The sequence below is a fragment of the Chryseobacterium arthrosphaerae genome, from assembly GCF_001684965.1.
Classification (GTDB): Bacteria; Bacteroidota; Bacteroidia; order Flavobacteriales; family Weeksellaceae; genus Chryseobacterium; species Chryseobacterium arthrosphaerae.
In genome coordinates, this window is sequence record NZ_MAYG01000001.1 from 3,170,881 (window position 1) to 3,189,692 (window position 18,812).

The following is an 18,812-nucleotide window of genomic DNA, read 5'->3' on the forward strand; positions in this document are numbered from 1 at the left end:
TTATTCCTATAGATGAAAGATAAAAATCAAATCTGGCTGAGCTTTCTTGTCCTGTTGAAAATCCAGAAGATAATCGGGAAAATAAGCAGGGTAAGCACTGTTGCTGTAATCAGTCCTCCAATGATGACAATGGCCAGAGGTTTCTGGGATTCCGAACCGATTCCCGTAGACAAGGCTGCCGGCATCAACCCGATGGAAGCCATCAGTGCTGTCATAATCACCGGTCTGGTTCTGGATTTCACTCCGTTTAATATCGCTGCATCTAAATCCATCCCGTTTTTAACGTTCTGATGGAATTCTGTGATCAGGATTACCCCATTCTGGATACAGATGCCCAAAAGGGCAATCATTCCTACTCCGGCAGAGATCCCGAAATTCATTCCGGTAACGTGCAGGGCAATGATTCCTCCGATCAGTGCAAATGGTACATTAGCCAATACAAGGAGAGAGTCTTTCATATTTCCAAACAGGATAAACAACAGGAAGAAGATCATCAGGATACTCACCGGCACTACCTGAGCCAGCCTGTGTGAAGCACGCTGCTGGTTTTCAAACTGACCGGTCCATCCTACAGAATATCCATCCGGAAGTTCAACGGCAGCCACTTTTTTCTGCGCATCGGCAATAGTACTTCCCAAATCCCTGTCACGGATTGAAAATTTCACTCCGATGTATCTTTTGATATTATCCCTGTAAATAAATGCCGCCCCGTTATCTTTTACAATGGTACTGATCTCTTTTAAAGGGATCTTCGCCCCGTCCTGTGTAGGAACCATCAGGGAAGCGATATCATTTTCATTGGTTCTGTATTCCTGTGAATACCGGAGACGGATCGGGAATTTTCTTTCACCGTCAAACATTTCTGAAGCCGTTTTTCCGCCAAATGCCATTTCAAGTACCGCCTGTGCATCTGCCGGCATTACTCCATAGGCTGCCATTTTATCCCTGTCCAGTACCACACTCACCTCCGGCTGGCCAATATTTTTAATGATCCCTGGATCTTTTACTCCGTCTACATCTTTAATTTTTGTCAGGATCTCATGGGCAAGGTTATCAAGGGTTTCCAGATTATCACCATAAATCTTGATCCCGTTTTCTGCCTTAAATCCGGCTACAGCTTCCGCCACATTATCGGAGATCGGCTGGGAATAGTTGAAGGTAATCCCCTGATAGTTCCGTAATTTCTGGTCAATTTCATTAATCAGCTCATCATAGGTGATCTTCCGTTTCCATTCTTCCCTGGGCTTAAGGTTGACGGCAAACTGCACAAATCCGAAACCGTTCGGGTCTGTTCCGTCATTACTTCTTCCCGTCTGAGCCAGAACATCTGTCACTTCAGAGAAACTCATGATGTCTTTCTTTAAAAGATTGGCTGTTTTCAGCGATTCTTTCAGTGAAGAGCTCATGGGCATTTCTGCGGTGATCCAAAGTGATCCTTCATTCAGTTGCGGAAGGAATTCCGTTCCCAGAAACTTACCGGAAAATAGAGTGACAGCCAAAAATGAGACAGCCACGATCATACTTATTTTTTTATTCCTGAATGTGACATTAAATCCCTTCAGAACGATTCTGTCCCAAAAATTAACAAAGGGATTGTTTTTTTCTCTTACATTTTTATTTAAAAGAATATGAGAAAGAACAGGAACCAGCGTCAATGTAAAGATCAAGGCTCCCATTAATGCAAACCCTAATGTAAAAGCCAATGGTGAAAACATTTTACCTTCCACTTTCTGGAACGAGAAGATCGGGATCAAAGAAGTAATGATGATCAGCTTCGAAAAGAAAATTGCTTTTCCGAGGCCTGTTCCGGTCTGCTTGATCCAGCCGCCTTTCGCCAGTTTATTGAATTTTTCCATTCCATATTTGTGGGCTTTGTGGTCTAGCATTACAAAGAGCCCTTCTACCATGACGACGGCTCCGTCAATGATGATCCCGAAGTCTACTGCTCCTAATGAAAGCAGATTGGCACTCATCCCGGCCAGTTTTAAACATAAAAATGCGAATAATAATGATAGAGGGATGATGATAGAAACAATTAAAGTTGTTCTCCAGTCTGCCATAAAAATCAAGACAATCACGGTTACCAGTACAATTCCTTCAATAAGGTTATGCATTACGGTGTGCGTGGTAAAGTCCATCAGATTATCACGATCATAGAAAGTGACCATTTTCACATCTTTTGGAAGAACTTTTTCGTTTAATTCTTTGATTTTTGCTTTTACACCTACCAGAACTTCTCTTGGGTTCTCTCCTTTTCTCATCACAACAATGCCTTCTACGGTATCATCATGGTTGTTCAGGGCTGCCTGTCCTACTCTCGGCATAGAGCTTTCATGAACTTCTGCTACATTTTTTACCAAAACAGGGTTTCCACTGTCATTCTGAATGGTAATATTACCGATATCCGTTACAGACTTTACCAGGCCAATACCTCTTACTACATAGGCCTGCCCGTTCTTTTCAATAACGTCACCACCAACATTCAGGTTGCTTTTCGTAACGGCATCGTATACCTGAAGCGGAGTCAGATTATATTTATCCAAAGCTCTCGGATCAATACTCAGCTCGAAAACTTTGTCCTGCCCACCGAAAACGTTGATATCTGCAACTCCGGGAACTCCTCTTAAAGCACGGTCAATTACCCAGTTTTGCAGGGTAAGCAGCTTCCGGGAGTCTTTTGTTTTGCTTTCCAGCGTATATCTGAAAATTTCTCCGGTTGGCCCGTAGGGTGGCTGTACTTCAGGGTCTACTTCATCAGGAAGGCTAATGGTTCTTAATTGGTTATTGACCTGATTTCTGGCAAAAGTATCATCCACCCCGTCATCAAACAGAATTTTAACAATGGAAAGCCCAAACATGGTGGTACTTCTCACACTGGTTTTCTTCTGAACCGGGCTCATGGCCAATTCGATGGGGGTTGTCACAAAACGTTCTACTTCTTCTGCGCTCCGTCCATTCCATTGGGTAATAATTACGATTTGAGTATTGGTAACATCCGGGAAAGCTTCAATCGGCATATTTTTGAAGCTTATAAAACCGGCAATCGCTAAAATAGCCACCCAGATAAAGGTAAAGGCTTTATTTTTTAATGAAAAAGCGATTATATTTTTTATAAATTTATTCATGGTAAATGCATTGATGACCTAAAAAAGCCGTTGAGAAAAATTCTAAATGGTTGAATAGATTAACTATTCAGTGAACGATAAATCAACAGCTGATTATTCGTAATCACTTCTTCTCCCTCTTTCAGGCCGTCTGAGATATAAGTAATGTCTCCTACCTGCTTCAGGACCTTAACCTCTCTGACCTTCACATCGGTTCTGGATTTAAAAACCACCACAAAACTTTTGTTGTCATCAAAAATTACGGCTTTGGACGGAATGGTCAGCATTGTTTTGCTTTCCAGGCTGGAAACTTTAATGGTTGCTTTGCTGTCCGGGATCAGAAGACCGTTGGCATTATCCAGGACGACTCTCGCCTGCATGGCATTAGTCTGCGGATCGATGATTCTAAATATTTTATCAATTTTCCCATCAAAAACCTTATCCGGATAGGAAAGCGTTGAAACCTGGGCTTTCATTCCAAGACTGATCTTGTCAATATCAGATTCATTTACATTCATGATCGCCCATACATTGGTTGTATTGGCTACGTCAAAGATGTTATCACTTCTATCGCTTCGCAGCTGCATATCTTTATTGATGCTCTTCTGAACGATATATCCGTCAATCGGGGCTACTACATTGTAGATATTTCCTGACCTTACATTATAAACTGTGCTTACTGCTGTAGCCCGCTGTAACTGATCTTCTGCTTTCTGCAGCTGGCTTCTGGCTTCCAGAACATCTCTTTCGGTATTGAGCTTTCCTTCATATAATTCTCTGGCCACTCTAAGGTTATTTTTAGCAACCACAAGATCTGTCTTTGCATCACTCACATCTTTCTGAATTTCTGCCAGCTCCGTACTCCGGATCGTTGCGAGCACCTTTCCTTTTTTCACATAGTCTCCCAATTCTACATTTACACTCAGTACATTTCCTCCTACCAGCGGGTAAACATCTATATAACTGTTTTTATCAGCAGAAATTTTTCCGTAAAAGCTGTACTCATCTTCTATATTCCTTTGTTCAGCTTTTGCTAATGAAATTGAACTGAGCATCGTATTGCTGAGCTCAAAGCCTTTTTTAGCCTGATTGTTTTTTTCTTCTTCTTTTTTAGAACAGGCCAACAATGATAAGACCATCAATACAGGGATAATATAAGTTTTCATTTTAATAGAAGATTTTCGTTTGTACTAGTTGATTAAGCTGTTCTGCAGCCTGCATGATCTCATTTTTCATATCATAGATCTGAAGTGCGGTTTGCCGGTAGCTGTCCATAAAGTCTGTAAATTCAATAAGGTTGACATTTCCTTTTCTGAAATTGGTCAGCATTCCGTTGTATACCAATTCCATATTCTGCAAATCTGTAGTTTTGATATCCAGCAGCTGGTCATATTGGGCCTTCCAGGTTTTGTAGGCAGACTGCACTTTTGTTTCAAGGGTCAGTTTCTGAAAGTCTGCATTTTTTTGATTCTGCTGAATTGCATAATTGGCTTTTTCCACATTTCCCTGGTTTACCTTCCATAAAGGGAGAGGAATTCCCAGGGTAAGATTGGCTTCATTATTAAAAGTACCTCCTGCCTGATCCCACGCTGCTCCTACATTCAGATCCGGGACGTTCAGTGATTTCTGCCATTGGGCATATAATTTACTATTGTCTATCAGCTTTAAATTGTACCGGTAATCGGCATTATTTTCCAGGGCTTTGCTTTTCAGCTCTTCTTCGTCTCCGAAAGGCTGTGCTGCGAGTGCTTCTTTGGCTTCAGACTCGCTCATTTGCGGCTCTATATCTTCAGAAACACCGGTCAGTACTTTTAAATTCTGCTCAAATTCAAGAATGTTTTTATTGATTTCAAGTTTATCATGGTTCAGCTGGATCACAAGGCTCTGAAGTCTTACGGCATCTTTAAGAGAAACATTTCCCTTTGCCGACTGTGTCCTGTAAGCGCTCAAAAGGTCATTCATATACCCTAGTTGCTTATTGGTGTTTTCCAATTTGAGTTTTTCGTAATAAAGATTGAAATAAGCAGTACGAAGCTGGGCTCTGAGATCAACCAGTAACTGGGAAAACTGAAGTTGAGCCAGCTCTTTATTCGATTTGGCAAAAGCAATTTCATTTTTCTTTTTACCACCCATATAAATCAGCTGGGTAATTCCCGCTCCTTTTGAATGTCCTACATCAAAAAACTTTTTGTCCTGAGGATTGTAAGCATTGAACTGGCCGCTGAGTTGCGGCAATTCCCAGATTTTGGCCTGCAGAATATCTGCATCTGCCATGTTGATGTTGTATTGTTCGGCGAGCAGCTGGAGATTGTTCTTCTGGAATGCTTCTTCACACTCCACAAGAGACATTTGCTGTTGTGCTGCCATGAATGAGGAAACGGCAAGACACAGCACTGCAATTCTGTTCATTATTTTTCTTTTTAAATTACAAAATTGGTGGCGTGCGATTAAAAGAAACTTAAATGAGCCTTAAAAAAATATTAAAATCTCCTGAAACAGGTCATTTCAGATGATCGTAGAAAATATGAAAAGTTAATCGATTCCCTGCCTTTTGAATTTTATATTAAAAGTCAATCGCCGGTTTAGCAGAAAAGTGATTCTGTCTTTTAAAAACAGATCATGAGGAAATTTATTTTTTGAAATGAAGTGTAAATGTATTCATATATTCAGCGGGAGAAGAATAGATGATCTGAGCGTCATGATATTCAAGAATTCTTTTGACAATTCTGAGTCCCAGCCCGGATCCTGCTATATTCTGGGCATTATTTCCTCTTGTAAAGGCTTCAAAAAGCTTGCTCTGCTCTTCTTCAGAAATGGTATCTCCATGTGAAATGACGTCTACACTAAGGCGGTCATTCGTTTCTGTAATCAATACTTTCACTTCTGCGGTATCAGAGTATACTGCCGCATTTTTAAAGAGATTAATAAAAACAATCACTAATAAGGATTGAATACCTTTTATCGTTAAAAAAGCATTTTCAGAGGTATCTTCCGTAATCAGGAAATCAAGTTTCAGATCCGGATAACTTTTCTCCACTCCTTCAAAAGCTTCAAAAATAACTTCGTCTATCCTTACTTCTTCGTAAATACTCTGAATATTTTCCTTATCAAACTTGGTAAGCAGCAGCAGCGAGTTGGTAAGATCAGACAATTGATACACGTCCCGCTGGATCTGTCGCAGGGAAGATAACGTCTCCGGAGAGTGTTTTTCGAATGTAATCAGGTTTTCCAGCTGGAAAGCCATCCTTGTAATAGGAGTCCTGATCTCATGGGAAGCACTGGCCGTAAAGTCTTTCTGTGACTGGAATACATCATCAAGCCGGGCAATCATTGTATTAAAAGACCGGGCAAGAACATTAATCTCGTCACCAGACTGCTGAACCGGGATCTGTGTTGTCAGTTTATGGGCAGTAACTTCGGAAATTTCTTTATTAAGATCTTCCAGGGGACGAAGGAATTTTTCCACAAAATAATAGCTGAAAAAGCCTATCAGCATTGTACTCATTGCATACGCCGTGATCAAAAGGTATTTAAGATATCCTAATTTTGATTTCCCGTTGGTATCAAAAGCACTGGTGAGAATATAGTAGTTTTCCCCTTTGATGTTTCTGAGTGCTGCATAAATCTCCGGGACCGTTTTTTCTGTATAAATAATTTTTTTCTTATCCAGTTCTTTCAGCATGGCATTATCCCAGGTCACATTTCTGTCTTTAATGGTGCTGTAGATAAGTTCTTTTTGATCATTAAAAATCAGAATTTTCTCATTCAGCAAGATATTATCTGAATTTTCATTGAAAAAAACCGGTGCTTCTTCTTCAAAATCTTTAGACTTGGATATAAAATGGGAGGTAAATTCAAGTCTCTGTCTGAATCTCTCTTTGAATTCGTCTCTTCTAAAGTCATTAAAAGATAAATAAATAACCGCCATCACCATTCCAAAAAGCAATGAAAAGGCAATACTGATCGTTAAAGCTATCTTTCTTTTTAAAGACATTTACAGAGGGCTTAAGTAATATCCGAAACCGGAACGGGTATGGATGAGTTTAATTTTAAAATCCTTATCAATCTTTTTTCTTAAAAAATTGATATAAACTTCTACGGTATTGGTATTCGTATTAAAGTTATGCTCCCATACGTGTTCTGTGATCTGCTGTTTAGACACCGTCCTTCCCTGGGCTTCTGCAAGATATACCAACAATTGAAATTCTTTTAGCGTAAGGGTTATTTCGTTACCGCTACGATACACTTTTTGTTCTGTTTTGTTGATAATAAGGTCATCAATCCGGAGAATATCCTGATCGGAAGTTTCTGAAGGAGCCTTACGTCTCAGCAGGGAGTTGATTCTTAAAAGCAATTCCTCAAACTGAAAAGGCTTTACAAGATAATCATCAGCAAGTCTTGTAAAAGCATCTTTTTTATCTGAAATATCGCCATAAGCAGAAATAATAATGATCGGGGTATTTTTATCAAAAGAGCGAATCGTCTGGCAAACATCCAGCCCGTTGATCTTAGGAACATTGATGTCCAGCAGATACAGCTCGTAGGTATTATTTTTAATCTGACGGAGAAAGGTTTCACCATCATATATTTTATCGCAGGTAAAATTGTTGGATTCTAAAAACCGGCAAAGCTCTGCAGAAAGAATGAGATCGTCTTCTAATAAAAGAATATTCATCAAAAATTATTTTACACGAATTTAAAGAAAATTTTTAGGATTATGATTTTAAAGATGAAGTTAAATGGGATATGGTAAAAACCGGATGATATAATTTACCTCCTACATTATTTATTATATGGAATTTGATGTAGGTTTGGGCTAAAGCCAATGGAAAAGGACCTTTTTTAAACGGACTAAAGTCCGTTTCTATTGAATAAGGAAAAGGGTAAGAAAGCCCAGCCTTTTACGTAGCCTTCGATTTCACAACTTATTCCATTACTCTTGCCTGAAGTTCAGAGCAAAAAAAATCCCGGAATCAATCCGGGACAATCGAGAGCCAACTACGGGACTTGAACCCGTGACCTCTTCCTTACCAAGGAAGCACTCTACCGCTGAGCTAAGTCGGCATCAACTAAAAAAATCACACTAACGAGCGTGATTTTTTTTGAGCGGAAGACGGGGGTCGAACCCGCGACATTCAGCTTGGAAGGCTGACGCTCTACCAACTGAGCTACTTCCGCAATTTTGTTTCCAAAACTATTGGTAACGCTGTGCAAAACTAAGAAAATTAATTTAATCCTGCAACTTTTTTTCTAATATAAAATGTGGGGAGAGCAGGATTCGAACCTACGAAGCCGAAGCAACTGAGTTACAGTCAGTCCCATTTAGCCACTCTGGAATCTCCCCAGATATTTTATATTAAAATGGAGCCTCCAGAGGGATTCGAACCCACGACCCCGAGATTACAAATCACGTGCTCTGGCCAACTGAGCTATGGAGGCATTTTAATAATGGACTGAAACTGATTGAGAAACTCTACTCTACACATTTCAGTGTTAAAAAAAATCACTTTTGACAGTGATCATTTTGAGCGGAAGACGGGGGTCGAACCCGCGACATTCAGCTTGGAAGGCTGACGCTCTACCAACTGAGCTACTTCCGCAATTTTGTTTCCAAAACTATTGGTAAACGCTGTGCAAAACTAAGAAAACTTATTTAATCCTGCAAGTTTTTTTTCTAAAAATATAAAGTGGGGAGAGCAGGATTCGAACCTACGAAGCCGAAGCAACTGAGTTACAGTCAGTCCCATTTAGCCACTCTGGAATCTCCCCAATATTTTATATTTTATGAGCCTCCAGAGGGATTCGAACCCACGACCCCGAGATTACAAATCACGTGCTCTGGCCAACTGAGCTATGGAGGCAAATATAAAAAAGAATTCAAAAGATCGCTGTTCCTTTTTTGCGAGTGCAAATATAGAACGGATTTTTTGAATTCTCAAATTTTTTATAAACTTTTTTTAACTTTTTTTTCTATGCCATTTCTTTTTTCTTGATTAGTAGCTTTTTAGCAGTATCAACGCAAAGGTCCAGACTTTCTTCAAAACTTGCAGAGGTCTTCTTTACTACAATATCGTCTCCCGGAACCGCCAAAATAATCTCGGCTGTTTTATTCGTTTTATCTGAATTATTTTCTACTTTCAGGAATACTTTACACTCCTGAATTTTGTCGTAGAATGTGTCTAATTTGCTTACTTTTTTGTCAATGTGTGATTCTAGTGGTTCGTGTGGAGTTAAACCAATTGATTGTACTGTGATCTTCATAATTCTTCTTTTTTTGATGCTCGAGGGTGAGCCTGATTAAACACTTTTTTCAATTGTTCAATATTAGCATTCGTATAGACTTGAGTACTGGCAAGACTGGAATGCCCTAATATTTTTTTTACTTTGGAGATCTCCGCCCCATTATCCAGCACGTGGGTAGCAAAGCTATGCCGCAGGATATGAGGACTTTTTTTTTCTTTCGTTGTTATAAGACTAAGGTACTTATTAACTACCACATAAACAAATTTTTCGTTAAGTTTTTTCCCCTTCTTATTCACAAAAAAACAGGATTCATATCCGGTCTGTGGTTTCCTTATATCCAAATAGGATTTCAGGAGTACGGAGAGGTCTTCAGAGATGGGTATCACCCTTTCTTTATTCCCCTTCCCTATTACCTTCAATTCATTTCCTTCTGTATTTACATTCTCAAATATCAGGCCACAAAGTTCCGCTTTACGCATCCCGGTCTGATAAAGCACTTCCATGATACATTTTTCCAGTATACCATGCTCCTGCCCGAAGATTCTTTCATTAAGAGTCTCCATTTCTTCTTTAGACATAGGAATTTGCTTCTCTGCATAAAATTTCAGGGAAGAAATACCTTCCATGGGAGAAACCGTAATTTCGCCTATCTTTAAAAGGAAAAGGAAAAAACTGCGAAGGGAAGACAGCTTCCTGTTGATACTTCTTTTGGAAATATCATTTTCGCTGAGTTCAACAATAAAGTTTCTGATGATCTTTTTATCAGCTTTGGCTATATTTTCAGAAGATTCTGTCCTGAGGAAGAAATGGGAAAAGTCAGCAAGGTCTTTTTTGTAGCTTGTAATTGTGTGAGGTGAATATCTTTTTTCGAACTGCAGATATTCTAAAAACTTTTCCAGCATCATGGGGTATAAAAATAAAAATTCACTCCTCAAATATAAGAATTTAAGAAGTGAATTAATATATGGTTAAGAAAAAATCTTAAGCCTGCTCTTCTTTGCTAAGTGCTCTTTGTTTGTAAGCCGCTTTTAGTCTAGCTTGTCTTAACGTTACAGAAGGCTTGATAAATTGTTGTCTAGCTCTTAATTGACGAACTGTACCTGTTTTATCAAATTTTCTCTTGTATTTTTTTAAAGCTCTGTCGATGGATTCACCATCTTTAACTGGAATTATTAACATATTTTACATCTCATTTTGGATTGCAAAAGTAGACATTTTTTATGAAAATACAAAATTATATCATTTAAAATAATAATTTCCATGGTTAAACATTACAATATAACAGTAGATTATTAGCTGAATGCACGATCAACAGTACTTCAGCAAAGAAGTTCACAATATTCAAATTATATACCTGATCATCGTACGCAAAATGAGCAGATCATGGAACCATACTTCACAGCAACGACCTCTGTTCTCTTTTAGCAACCAAAAACTCACTAAACTTCCTTTATAATGTGATAAAATAATTTACACGCAATTTATTGTCATCCATATTATTATTTCCGCATTGTTTAAAAAACATGTATAATATCAATTCTCCCGGTAAAAAATGACAGATATCTGCTATATTATTTTATGTTCCTGCACTTTAACTTTGTCCCAAAGTAATCCTACCCATAAACTGTAAAAACATAAACAAAATATAACCGATGTAAATATTATTAGCAGCTAGTGTTTTGCCCTTACTATACTCATTATGAGTGTTAACACCACTGCAATAGCAATGCAAACCAGATTAGAACCTGTTAAAATTTTCTGTTTCTACAACTGCATTACCAGCATGACTCCAATCTCCCCGTTGGCGAATCCCATTGTCCGAATAATCATATTATCATTTAATTTATTCCCAGGTTATTCTCTCTACTTTACTAAAATACAATTACAAATAATAATTCATCAACAAATTCAAAAATGAAAAAAAACTATTTAGTTATTGTGCTTTTTGCAGCCAATGTTGCAGCACAACAGTCCCCTGGAGGAGTTTCCTCCAATTTGCAGGTTTGGATGAAGGCTGATGCAGGGCTTACCACTTCCGGCAATAATATCACTGCATGGAAAGATCAGTCTGCCAATGCCTTTTCTCCTGCTGTAGTAGGCGGCCCACCCCAGGCGGGAAGCTTTATCAATTTTAATCCGGTGGTTAAAATTACAGGAAGTGATGTCACCGGTGGGTATTTCAGAATCCCTACCAATGCTCCTAACTTCAGTAATATGAATGTCACCGCAGGAAGCGCACAAACTGAGGTTTTTGCAACAGTTTTCAGTACCAGAACCGCTAATCAATACTCAGCTATCGTTACAAAAAACAGCGGCGGCTTTTGGGACGGTATTACTTTAGCAAATTATAACATATCAGGCACCACCACGAATTACCGTACAGGATATGCCGTATCAGACTGGCTAAGTGATGGTGGGTCTACTTCTGCCCAGCAGACTATAGACCAGACTCCATCTAAAATGTTCTTACTGCATGGCGGGAACACCCAATCCGGCTCCACCAATACTAACAGACTCAGAGTCAATGGAAACACTGCCACTACTAACAATAGTGCATTTTTTAACCCTAACAGCTATGATTTCAGCATAGGTAATAATTCTGCAGGAAACACTCAATATGGTTTTGAAGGGCTCATAGGAGATGTTATTTACTATAACAGAAACCTGACTCCAGCGGAAACACAAAAAGTAAATTCTTATCTGGCGATCAAATATGGAATAACGCTGGCAGCTAATAATCAAAGCTACACTTCCAGCAATGGAACAGATTTTTGGACAGGTGCTACAGGACCTACCGCTACCTACAATAACAACATCTTCGGTATTGCAAGGGATGATGCAGGAAGCATTGATCAAAGACAGAGCCAAAGCCAGAATACAGGAATACAGCCTATCATGACCAATGGCTCAGGAAGTCCGGTAACCACCAATACTGCAGCCTCTGCATTAAGTAACGACATTTCTTCATCCATAATAGGATCTGATACGGGATCCACAGCGTACACAACCCCTATCACGGGGCCATCAGGCATTGTGGTTAATAACAGAACCCAAAGGATCTGGCTGGTACAGGAAAAAACCGGAACCGTGGGCAATGTTACGATAAGCTTTCCGATCAGTAATACCAACCAGAAAGTATATCTGGTAAGATCTTCCAATCTTGACACTACTTTTGATACTACAGATACCTGGATTGAACTTACCAATCCTACGGTAATCAATGGATTGACTTACGTTAGTGCTACTATAGATTTTGCAGACAATGACCTGTTTACTTTTGCTACTTTTAAATCAAGCCCCGGAGGTGTAGCAACAGGTATATCCTTATGGAACAGGGCTGATGCAGGGATATCTCCCACAACCGGAAGTATTACCACATGGACAGACCAGGCTTTAGAACATGTTGCCACCCAACAGGGAAGCAATGCCACTCCTTCTGTCATAGCCGGCAGCAAAACCAATCTGAACTTTAATCCCGGTGTTAATTTTACTGTCAATACACAAAGAATTGGTAATATTTCGGTACAAACCGTAAACAGCCTGGATTATGATATTTTTAATGTCACTAAGAATGGAATAAGCGGGGTCGCATTTTTTGGAATTGCAAGAAATAATACCACTAAAGACGGTACAAATTATGACTCACCACACTTTGAAGCAAGTGGCACTATAGCCATGAGAGATACCAACGGAAATTTAGACTACTACAGTGGATTACCTGGAGGAGCTTACAGTGCTTCAATACCTACGATTGGATACACTCAGGTTAAAGATACGAGCCTCTCATTTGGAAGAAACGGAGCCATTACAAACCAACTGGCTACTTATGGAGCAAAAGGAAATATCACAGGAGGCTATTACTTCGGCCGAAATGCAGATTCACCGCTAAGCGGTGATGATGGTGGATTCACAGGTGTAATCGGGGAGAATATTGTTTATTCCAGAACACTTACTCCGGTCGAAAGGCAAAAAGTAGACTCTTATCTGGCTATTAAATATGGTATGACGCTCGCTACTTCTGCAGCTCCTATGAATTATCTCAACAGTGCAAGTACTACCAATACAGATAATGTTGTGTGGACAGGAGTAGGAAATACAACTTTCTACAACAGGGTATTTGGTATTGGCCGTGATGATGCCGGCGGGCTGGATCAGAGAATTTCAATTGCAGCAGATCCTGCAGCGATTATAACTTTAAGCACCGACACCGATTTCACCAGCCAGAATGCACCTACCACTACCCACCCCGCCATTGCATCAGATAAACAATTTACCATGATGGGAGACAATAACTTATCCGTAACAGCATATAGCACTCCGATAACCATAGGCGGAAAAACAATGAACAGGCTGCCAAGAATATGGAGAGCACAGGATACAGGTGATATGGGATGTGTCAATATAAGAATGGCGACCAATGTTTCCGGTAATATTATCCCCAACCCCGGCACAGGAAGCCTTTATGCGATATTGGCTGATGACCCCAACTTTACAACCAATGTGTCATTAAAGAAAATTACCTATAGCGCAACGAATATAGATTTTGCCATCAACTTTAATGCTAACAGCAATAATAATTATTTCACCCTTGCCGTACTTCCTGCAAGCGCCGTACCTGCACCTGTTACCGGAAAAATCGTGGGAATCAGTACCGTAAATGACAGCTGGCAGCCCACCACCAACAACACTTACCTAGAACTCCGTTCCCAAAAGCTGGGCTTTGTGATCTCCCGTGTGACCACTGCCAACAGACTGGCTATGATCCAACAACCAGGCCTTGTGGTATATGATATCGAACAGTCAAAATTCTTTGTAAGTAATGGAAGTGTTTGGAGAGAATTAGGAATTGATAACACAAAATCCAGCTTCTGCAATTAATATTGTTAATGATAAAAATCAAGTAAAATGAAAAAATCAATATATATACTCAGTTTATTCGCAGGCTTTTGGGCAACAGCACAAACAGGAATAGACAAAACTTCCGGCTTTGGTGCATCATCTTTATTGGAATTTGGTTCCGCAAATAATAGAGGAATACTCCTTACACCGGTAACAGATGTAACCGCAATTAATGCCACTCCAGGCACAATAGCATTTGATGGCGCTACAGGAAGCTTCAGATACTATAACGGAAGCTGGAGTACTGTGGTTCCCGGCGGAACTACTTCCGGGTCGCCTGCTAACACTGATAAAACAACTCGGGGAGCCATTATCAACGCCGATACATCCACTGCCGAAGGGGTTTTAATACTGGGAAAAGATAGCGGCGAAACAAAGGGACTGGTTTTACCCCTGGTTTCAGCACCGGAGCTTAATATCGGAAACCCTCCCAAAGGTTTGATGGTTTATGACACAACAAATGGATATATCAAAGTGTATAACGGAACTTCCTGGACTAATTTTTAAATTCATAGAAACCACTGTTGAAATACCGGAAAGCTTATTCCGGTATTTTTTATAAAATTTTATGATCTATTAATGAATTATATTTGGCTAAAAGTAGTAACTTTGCATTCACTTTATTTATGGGGTTGACTGGTTTCGACAGCAAGGTCAATGGGTAAGTAAGCATGCAGAGAACCGTAGCGCGATCTCTATAATCCCTTGCTACAAAATTTTAACTGGCAACGAAGAGTTCGCTCTTGCAGCTTAATATCGAAGTATAGTAGATCAAGCGTTTTCCCGAAGATTTTAGTAGGGAAGCAAGATATTCCACAAATGCTCTGTTCTGCGGCGTTTGATCCTGGGATATAGGAATGCGGAAATAAGGCTTTAGAAGCTTTGGCTAAAGCTCGAAAATTTTAGAAGATAAGCTGGAAGTTGGGTGTCTATCCTCTGCTTCCCGTCGAAAACCAATGGTAGAATAAGCATGTAGAAAGCTTATGTATTGCTTGTTTGGACGAGGGTTCGAATCCCTCCAACTCCACCGAAATGAAAGGTTATGAAACCTTTTGAGTCTAAAACCCCTTTATATCATTAATATAAAGGGGTTTTTTATATAATACTGATTTCATTTAAATTCAATAAATATCAATCAAATGGTAGCAATGGTGGTGGCAAGCAATTTATATCAACATAAATATTTCTAAAAGAGTTTAGTACTAAATTTAGATAACTAAATATTAATTCCAAACCTTTTTAATTTTTTTATTGATTCATAGGCTTTCAATAATGACTGCTCTCTAATCCGTTCATTTTTTGACAATGATGATTGTATAGATTTTACATTACCTAATTCAGGTATTGTAAAAATATTAGTATGGTTTGCCAAGTCAATTATTTTTTTCCAATCATCTTTTGCCAGAAGCTTTAGACGATCAAACATATACTTTATTTCAACCGATTCTTTGTCCTCTAATTTAGATTGAACTTTCATATCTAAAAGAAAAGAGGGGTTTTCTGCTAAATACCTAATCATTTTTCTGCCGATGGTTATATCTCTAGGTAAGAAGTTTTTATTTTTCTGAATAGCTTTTAAAACCTCTTCAACCGAATTTTTATTAAAGCCTTCCAAGGAGTTATTTTCGAGAAAACGAACGAACCCATCCCAAAATTTCAACCCAAATTTATGGATTTCACTGATAATAAAAAGCCTATCTTCCTCATCATTTGTATCGATATCCTTTTCACTTTCTCGATCTTCTTTTTCTTTTATAGAAATTAAATAATCTTTAAGGATCGCCTGTAAATCTTCGTCGTAATGTGTTTCTTTCAATCGATTCCAAGAAGATTCTCTTTTAGCATATTCAGAAATCAAACTGTTATGAGCTTCTTTTACTAAATGATCATATACAAAAACCAAAAGTTTTCTGAGTGTAAGCATTAAAACATCATCTATTTTTTGGTCTTCATAAATTTTCCATAAATCCAGTCGGTTATCTGTCAAATAATGGAAAAAAGAAACTGTATAAGCTACAGTGAAAGATTTTAAGTTGGTATCACCAATAGCATCAACTCCTTTTCGCCCGAATAATTTATCTGTTGATTTAAATAAAATCGCATTAGCTAACATTTTTTTGTAGAAATTTTCCCCCGGCAGTCTATTCTTACTAACTAAAATATTGATTTTTTTGGTGAAATGAATGAAGTTTTTCTGTGAACCCTGTGAAACAAAATGAGGTTCCAATTCCCAAAGGTTAATGAACTTTGCAACATCAGACTTCACAAACTTCAGGTGAGAAGGATTCTGCTCCTTGAATTTTTTTTGCTGACTTGGGGTTTGCTTATTCAGCGTTTCACGATACTGTCCGTTTGCGCGTTCAAAAAACCAAAGTAGTGATTGGTTTTTGTTTTCCGAATTCACTACGTATTTTTTCCTCGAAAGATTTTCTATCTGAACAAAATAAGGATTATTAGATGACAAATCAAGTTCAGAGACTTTGTTTTGGCTGTTGGCAAATCTTGAAATATTAGGTACTTCACTATTTTTCTGTTCTTTATCTTTTATAACCGTTAGTTTCATTTGGACAAAAATCTTGCTCAAATCTGCATCTTTGAATTTCTTCTGAGTATGATAAAGTGAAGCTGTCGTTTGCCCCCCGTTTACGATTTGAAAATCATTGAGTCGAGTGATGACCATTTGTCCGTCAACAGATTTTGTTTCTACGCTTTCGGCGGTTGCAGTAATTCCGTTATTGTAAGGTAAAAACATTTGTGGTTTTGTACGAATGGTATCCCGAATTCCTTTGTTGAATTTTCCGGCCTGACCAAGAAATGCACGGACATTGCTTTCCAGCAATTCGTTAGAAAATTCTTTGTATAAATTGGCTAAAACTTCACCAGGGATAATCGCCAAATAACAATCATACATTTCATCAATGTTTGGAACTTGAAGACATTGCAACCCTTTTCCTTCTTGGGTAAATTTTTCAAACTCAATTTCAATTGGCTCGTGAACGCTGTTTGTTTCGTTTATTTTAAATAATCTTGCAACGTCCCAAGTGTGAACGGAAACATCAACATCGTTAATTTCTAATTTTTCCTTTTCATGATTTGAAAAACCATTGATAAGAAAATACACATTAATTCTGTCAAAATCTTTTCCTTGTTTACCAATAATTTTTATCAGTTCGTTGAGTTCTGTATGCGAATGGTCGATGTAATCAATATGCCTTTTCAGTGATGAATTGATGAATCTTTTGATTTGATTCAAAGACTTTGTATATTCATCTTTCGGAATATTGTACTCAAAACTGTCGTTTCTAAAACTCGTAATGAATAAATCTAAAGTTTCAAAATACGTTTTGTTATTTTCATCTCTAAACTGGTCTTTCAGACAATAGCCGTTGATCTTCCAATCGATTCCGCCTTGATTATTGGGATGAATATAAGACAAAACTCTTGCACCTTCAGACTTTCCGATTGATTCAAAAACTTCGATGCAGTATTCTGTAAATTTATCTTCAAAACTTGCACCTTCTCCATCTGAGTAAACCAAAGAAGCCACATCTGATTTTAGTTCTTCTACGTAATTTTTTAATGCTTTTTCCATTCATTAAATATTTTGGGTAATCTCATCTATTTCGACTGAAAAATTATCTACGGCGGACAGTTCGATAAAATAAGAAGTATTGTAAATGCCAATAGGAAGATTACTTTTGGTGATTTTCGGAAACTCTTCTGAAACAGAATAGGAATGAGTTCTTTTTAAAGAAAACATTTTATTATAGTGTTCTTTATCTTCGTCAAAATAACCTAAAAGCATCAGTCTTTCGTTGAAAAACTTAAGTTCATCGATATTTTCAGACAGTTTTTTTTGAGTTTGACTGATTAAAGAATTGAGTGTAAAACCATTATCTTTCACATCTTCCGAGATATAGAGAATCAAAAATAATTCGGTTAAATTTTGCGAGTCCAATTGTCCTTCATTGGTAATTTTTATTTTTGGATATTTTGAAGATGTCAATTTAATTTCAATTCCAATTCCTCCAAAAACAAAATCTTTATCCTCAAAATCTGGTCCTGTCCAAGCATTCAGTACAGTTGAGGGAGATTTTTGACAGTCTAACAGATGGTTGATAAAAAGCAATTCGCCAATCAAACCTTTTTGCTGTTCAATACTTAAACCATTGAAATTTATTTTATCAAAAAGTTTTTTCCATTTAGAAATAACGTTAAGTGTTTTTGTAATTGCTTCATTTTCTGTAACACATTTAGCAACATCCTCCAGAATATTTTGGATGAACAAAGAAAAAATATCTTTTAAGTCATTGTCTAACAAATAAATATTCAACTCACAAAAATCATCAGTTTCAACGCTGAAAATCTCCACGCCCTTGAAACGGTAATTCTTAAGTTCCGGGATTTTTACATTCCTAGAAACCGACATTATGTACAAGTGCAGTCCAGTGATGTTATTAGTTGCAGCGTAACAATTTAGATGTGGAATATCTCCAATTCTTGTTTTTATAATAATGTCACCGGTTGGTTTCTGCGTTTCCCAGATTGATTTAATATTAACCATGA

General features: G+C 38.1%; 12 protein-coding genes, 7 tRNA genes and 1 other RNA gene. 3 read left to right on the forward strand and 17 right to left on the reverse strand.

What is annotated here, in order from left to right; genetic code table 11:
- Positions 1-26 precede the first annotated feature (26 nt).
- The 15 genes from BBI00_RS14235 to rpsU all read right to left on the reverse strand — a co-directional run bounded on the left by BBI00_RS14235 (position 27) and on the right by rpsU (position 10,526).
- Positions 27-3,125: an efflux RND transporter permease subunit gene (locus tag BBI00_RS14235; RefSeq protein ID WP_065399380.1), complete on the reverse strand. Its 3,099-nt coding sequence runs from the start codon at positions 3,123-3,125 to the stop codon at positions 27-29.
- A 59-nt stretch (positions 3,126-3,184) separates the two neighbouring features.
- Positions 3,185-4,270 carry an efflux RND transporter periplasmic adaptor subunit gene (locus BBI00_RS14240; RefSeq protein WP_065399381.1) on the reverse strand — a complete coding sequence of 362 codons (1,086 nt, stop codon included), beginning with the start codon at positions 4,268-4,270 and terminating at the stop codon, positions 3,185-3,187.
- A 1-nt stretch (position 4,271) separates the two neighbouring features.
- Positions 4,272-5,513 carry a TolC family protein gene (locus BBI00_RS14245; RefSeq protein WP_083988507.1) on the reverse strand — a complete coding sequence of 414 codons (1,242 nt, stop codon included), beginning with the start codon at positions 5,511-5,513 and terminating at the stop codon, positions 4,272-4,274.
- A 220-nt stretch (positions 5,514-5,733) separates the two neighbouring features.
- A complete protein-coding gene (locus BBI00_RS14250; RefSeq protein WP_065399382.1) occupies positions 5,734-7,098 on the reverse strand; it encodes an ATP-binding protein in 1,365 nt (454 codons plus the stop codon).
- Complete coding sequence (locus BBI00_RS14255) at positions 7,099-7,779, reverse strand: response regulator transcription factor (RefSeq protein ID WP_065399383.1); 681 nt, start codon at positions 7,777-7,779, stop codon at positions 7,099-7,101.
- Between the two features lie 317 nt (positions 7,780-8,096).
- Positions 8,097-8,168 (reverse strand) — tRNA-Thr (locus BBI00_RS14260).
- Between the two features lie 41 nt (positions 8,169-8,209).
- Positions 8,210-8,282: transfer RNA gene (locus BBI00_RS14265), tRNA-Gly, on the reverse strand.
- Between the two features lie 85 nt (positions 8,283-8,367).
- A tRNA-Tyr gene (locus BBI00_RS14270) sits at positions 8,368-8,448 on the reverse strand.
- An 18-nt stretch (positions 8,449-8,466) separates the two neighbouring features.
- Positions 8,467-8,543: transfer RNA gene (locus BBI00_RS14275), tRNA-Thr, on the reverse strand.
- A gap of 88 nt (positions 8,544-8,631) precedes the next feature.
- A tRNA-Gly gene (locus tag BBI00_RS14280) sits at positions 8,632-8,704 on the reverse strand.
- A gap of 88 nt (positions 8,705-8,792) precedes the next feature.
- A tRNA-Tyr gene (locus BBI00_RS14285) sits at positions 8,793-8,873 on the reverse strand.
- An 18-nt stretch (positions 8,874-8,891) separates the two neighbouring features.
- Positions 8,892-8,965: transfer RNA gene (locus BBI00_RS14290), tRNA-Thr, on the reverse strand.
- A gap of 109 nt (positions 8,966-9,074) precedes the next feature.
- Positions 9,075-9,365: an HPF/RaiA family ribosome-associated protein gene (locus BBI00_RS14295; RefSeq protein WP_065399384.1), complete on the reverse strand. Its 291-nt coding sequence runs from the start codon at positions 9,363-9,365 to the stop codon at positions 9,075-9,077.
- Positions 9,362-10,249 (reverse strand): tyrosine-type recombinase/integrase, encoded by an 888-nt coding sequence (locus tag BBI00_RS14300; protein WP_065399385.1) that lies wholly within the window; start codon positions 10,247-10,249, stop codon positions 9,362-9,364. The genes BBI00_RS14295 and BBI00_RS14300 overlap by 4 nt, the downstream gene beginning before the upstream one ends.
- Before the next feature lie 79 nt (positions 10,250-10,328).
- Entirely contained in the window at positions 10,329-10,526 is a 198-nt protein-coding gene (gene rpsU / locus BBI00_RS14305) for a 30S ribosomal protein S21 (RefSeq protein ID WP_034687383.1), read from the reverse strand.
- Positions 10,527-11,261: 735 nt separating this feature from the next.
- Between rpsU and BBI00_RS14310 the strand changes: the two genes are divergently transcribed.
- The 3 genes from BBI00_RS14310 to ssrA all read left to right on the forward strand — a co-directional run bounded on the left by BBI00_RS14310 (position 11,262) and on the right by ssrA (position 15,276).
- Entirely contained in the window at positions 11,262-14,225 is a 2,964-nt protein-coding gene (locus BBI00_RS14310; protein WP_065399386.1) for a hypothetical protein, read from the forward strand.
- A gap of 27 nt (positions 14,226-14,252) precedes the next feature.
- On the forward strand, positions 14,253-14,753 hold the full coding sequence (locus BBI00_RS14315) for a hypothetical protein (protein WP_065399387.1): 501 nt from the start codon (positions 14,253-14,255) through the stop codon (positions 14,751-14,753).
- 121 nt (positions 14,754-14,874) lie between these two features.
- Positions 14,875-15,276, forward strand: a transfer-messenger RNA (tmRNA) gene (ssrA, locus tag BBI00_RS14320).
- A 186-nt stretch (positions 15,277-15,462) separates the two neighbouring features.
- Here the strand turns inward: ssrA and BBI00_RS14325 are convergent.
- Both BBI00_RS14325 and BBI00_RS14330 read right to left on the reverse strand, forming a co-directional pair.
- Complete coding sequence (locus BBI00_RS14325) at positions 15,463-17,838, reverse strand: AIPR family protein (protein WP_065399388.1); 2,376 nt, start codon at positions 17,836-17,838, stop codon at positions 15,463-15,465.
- Positions 17,839-17,841: 3 nt separating this feature from the next.
- A complete protein-coding gene (locus tag BBI00_RS14330) occupies positions 17,842-18,810 on the reverse strand; it encodes a PD-(D/E)XK motif protein (RefSeq protein ID WP_083988508.1) in 969 nt (322 codons plus the stop codon).
- Positions 18,811-18,812 lie beyond the last annotated feature (2 nt).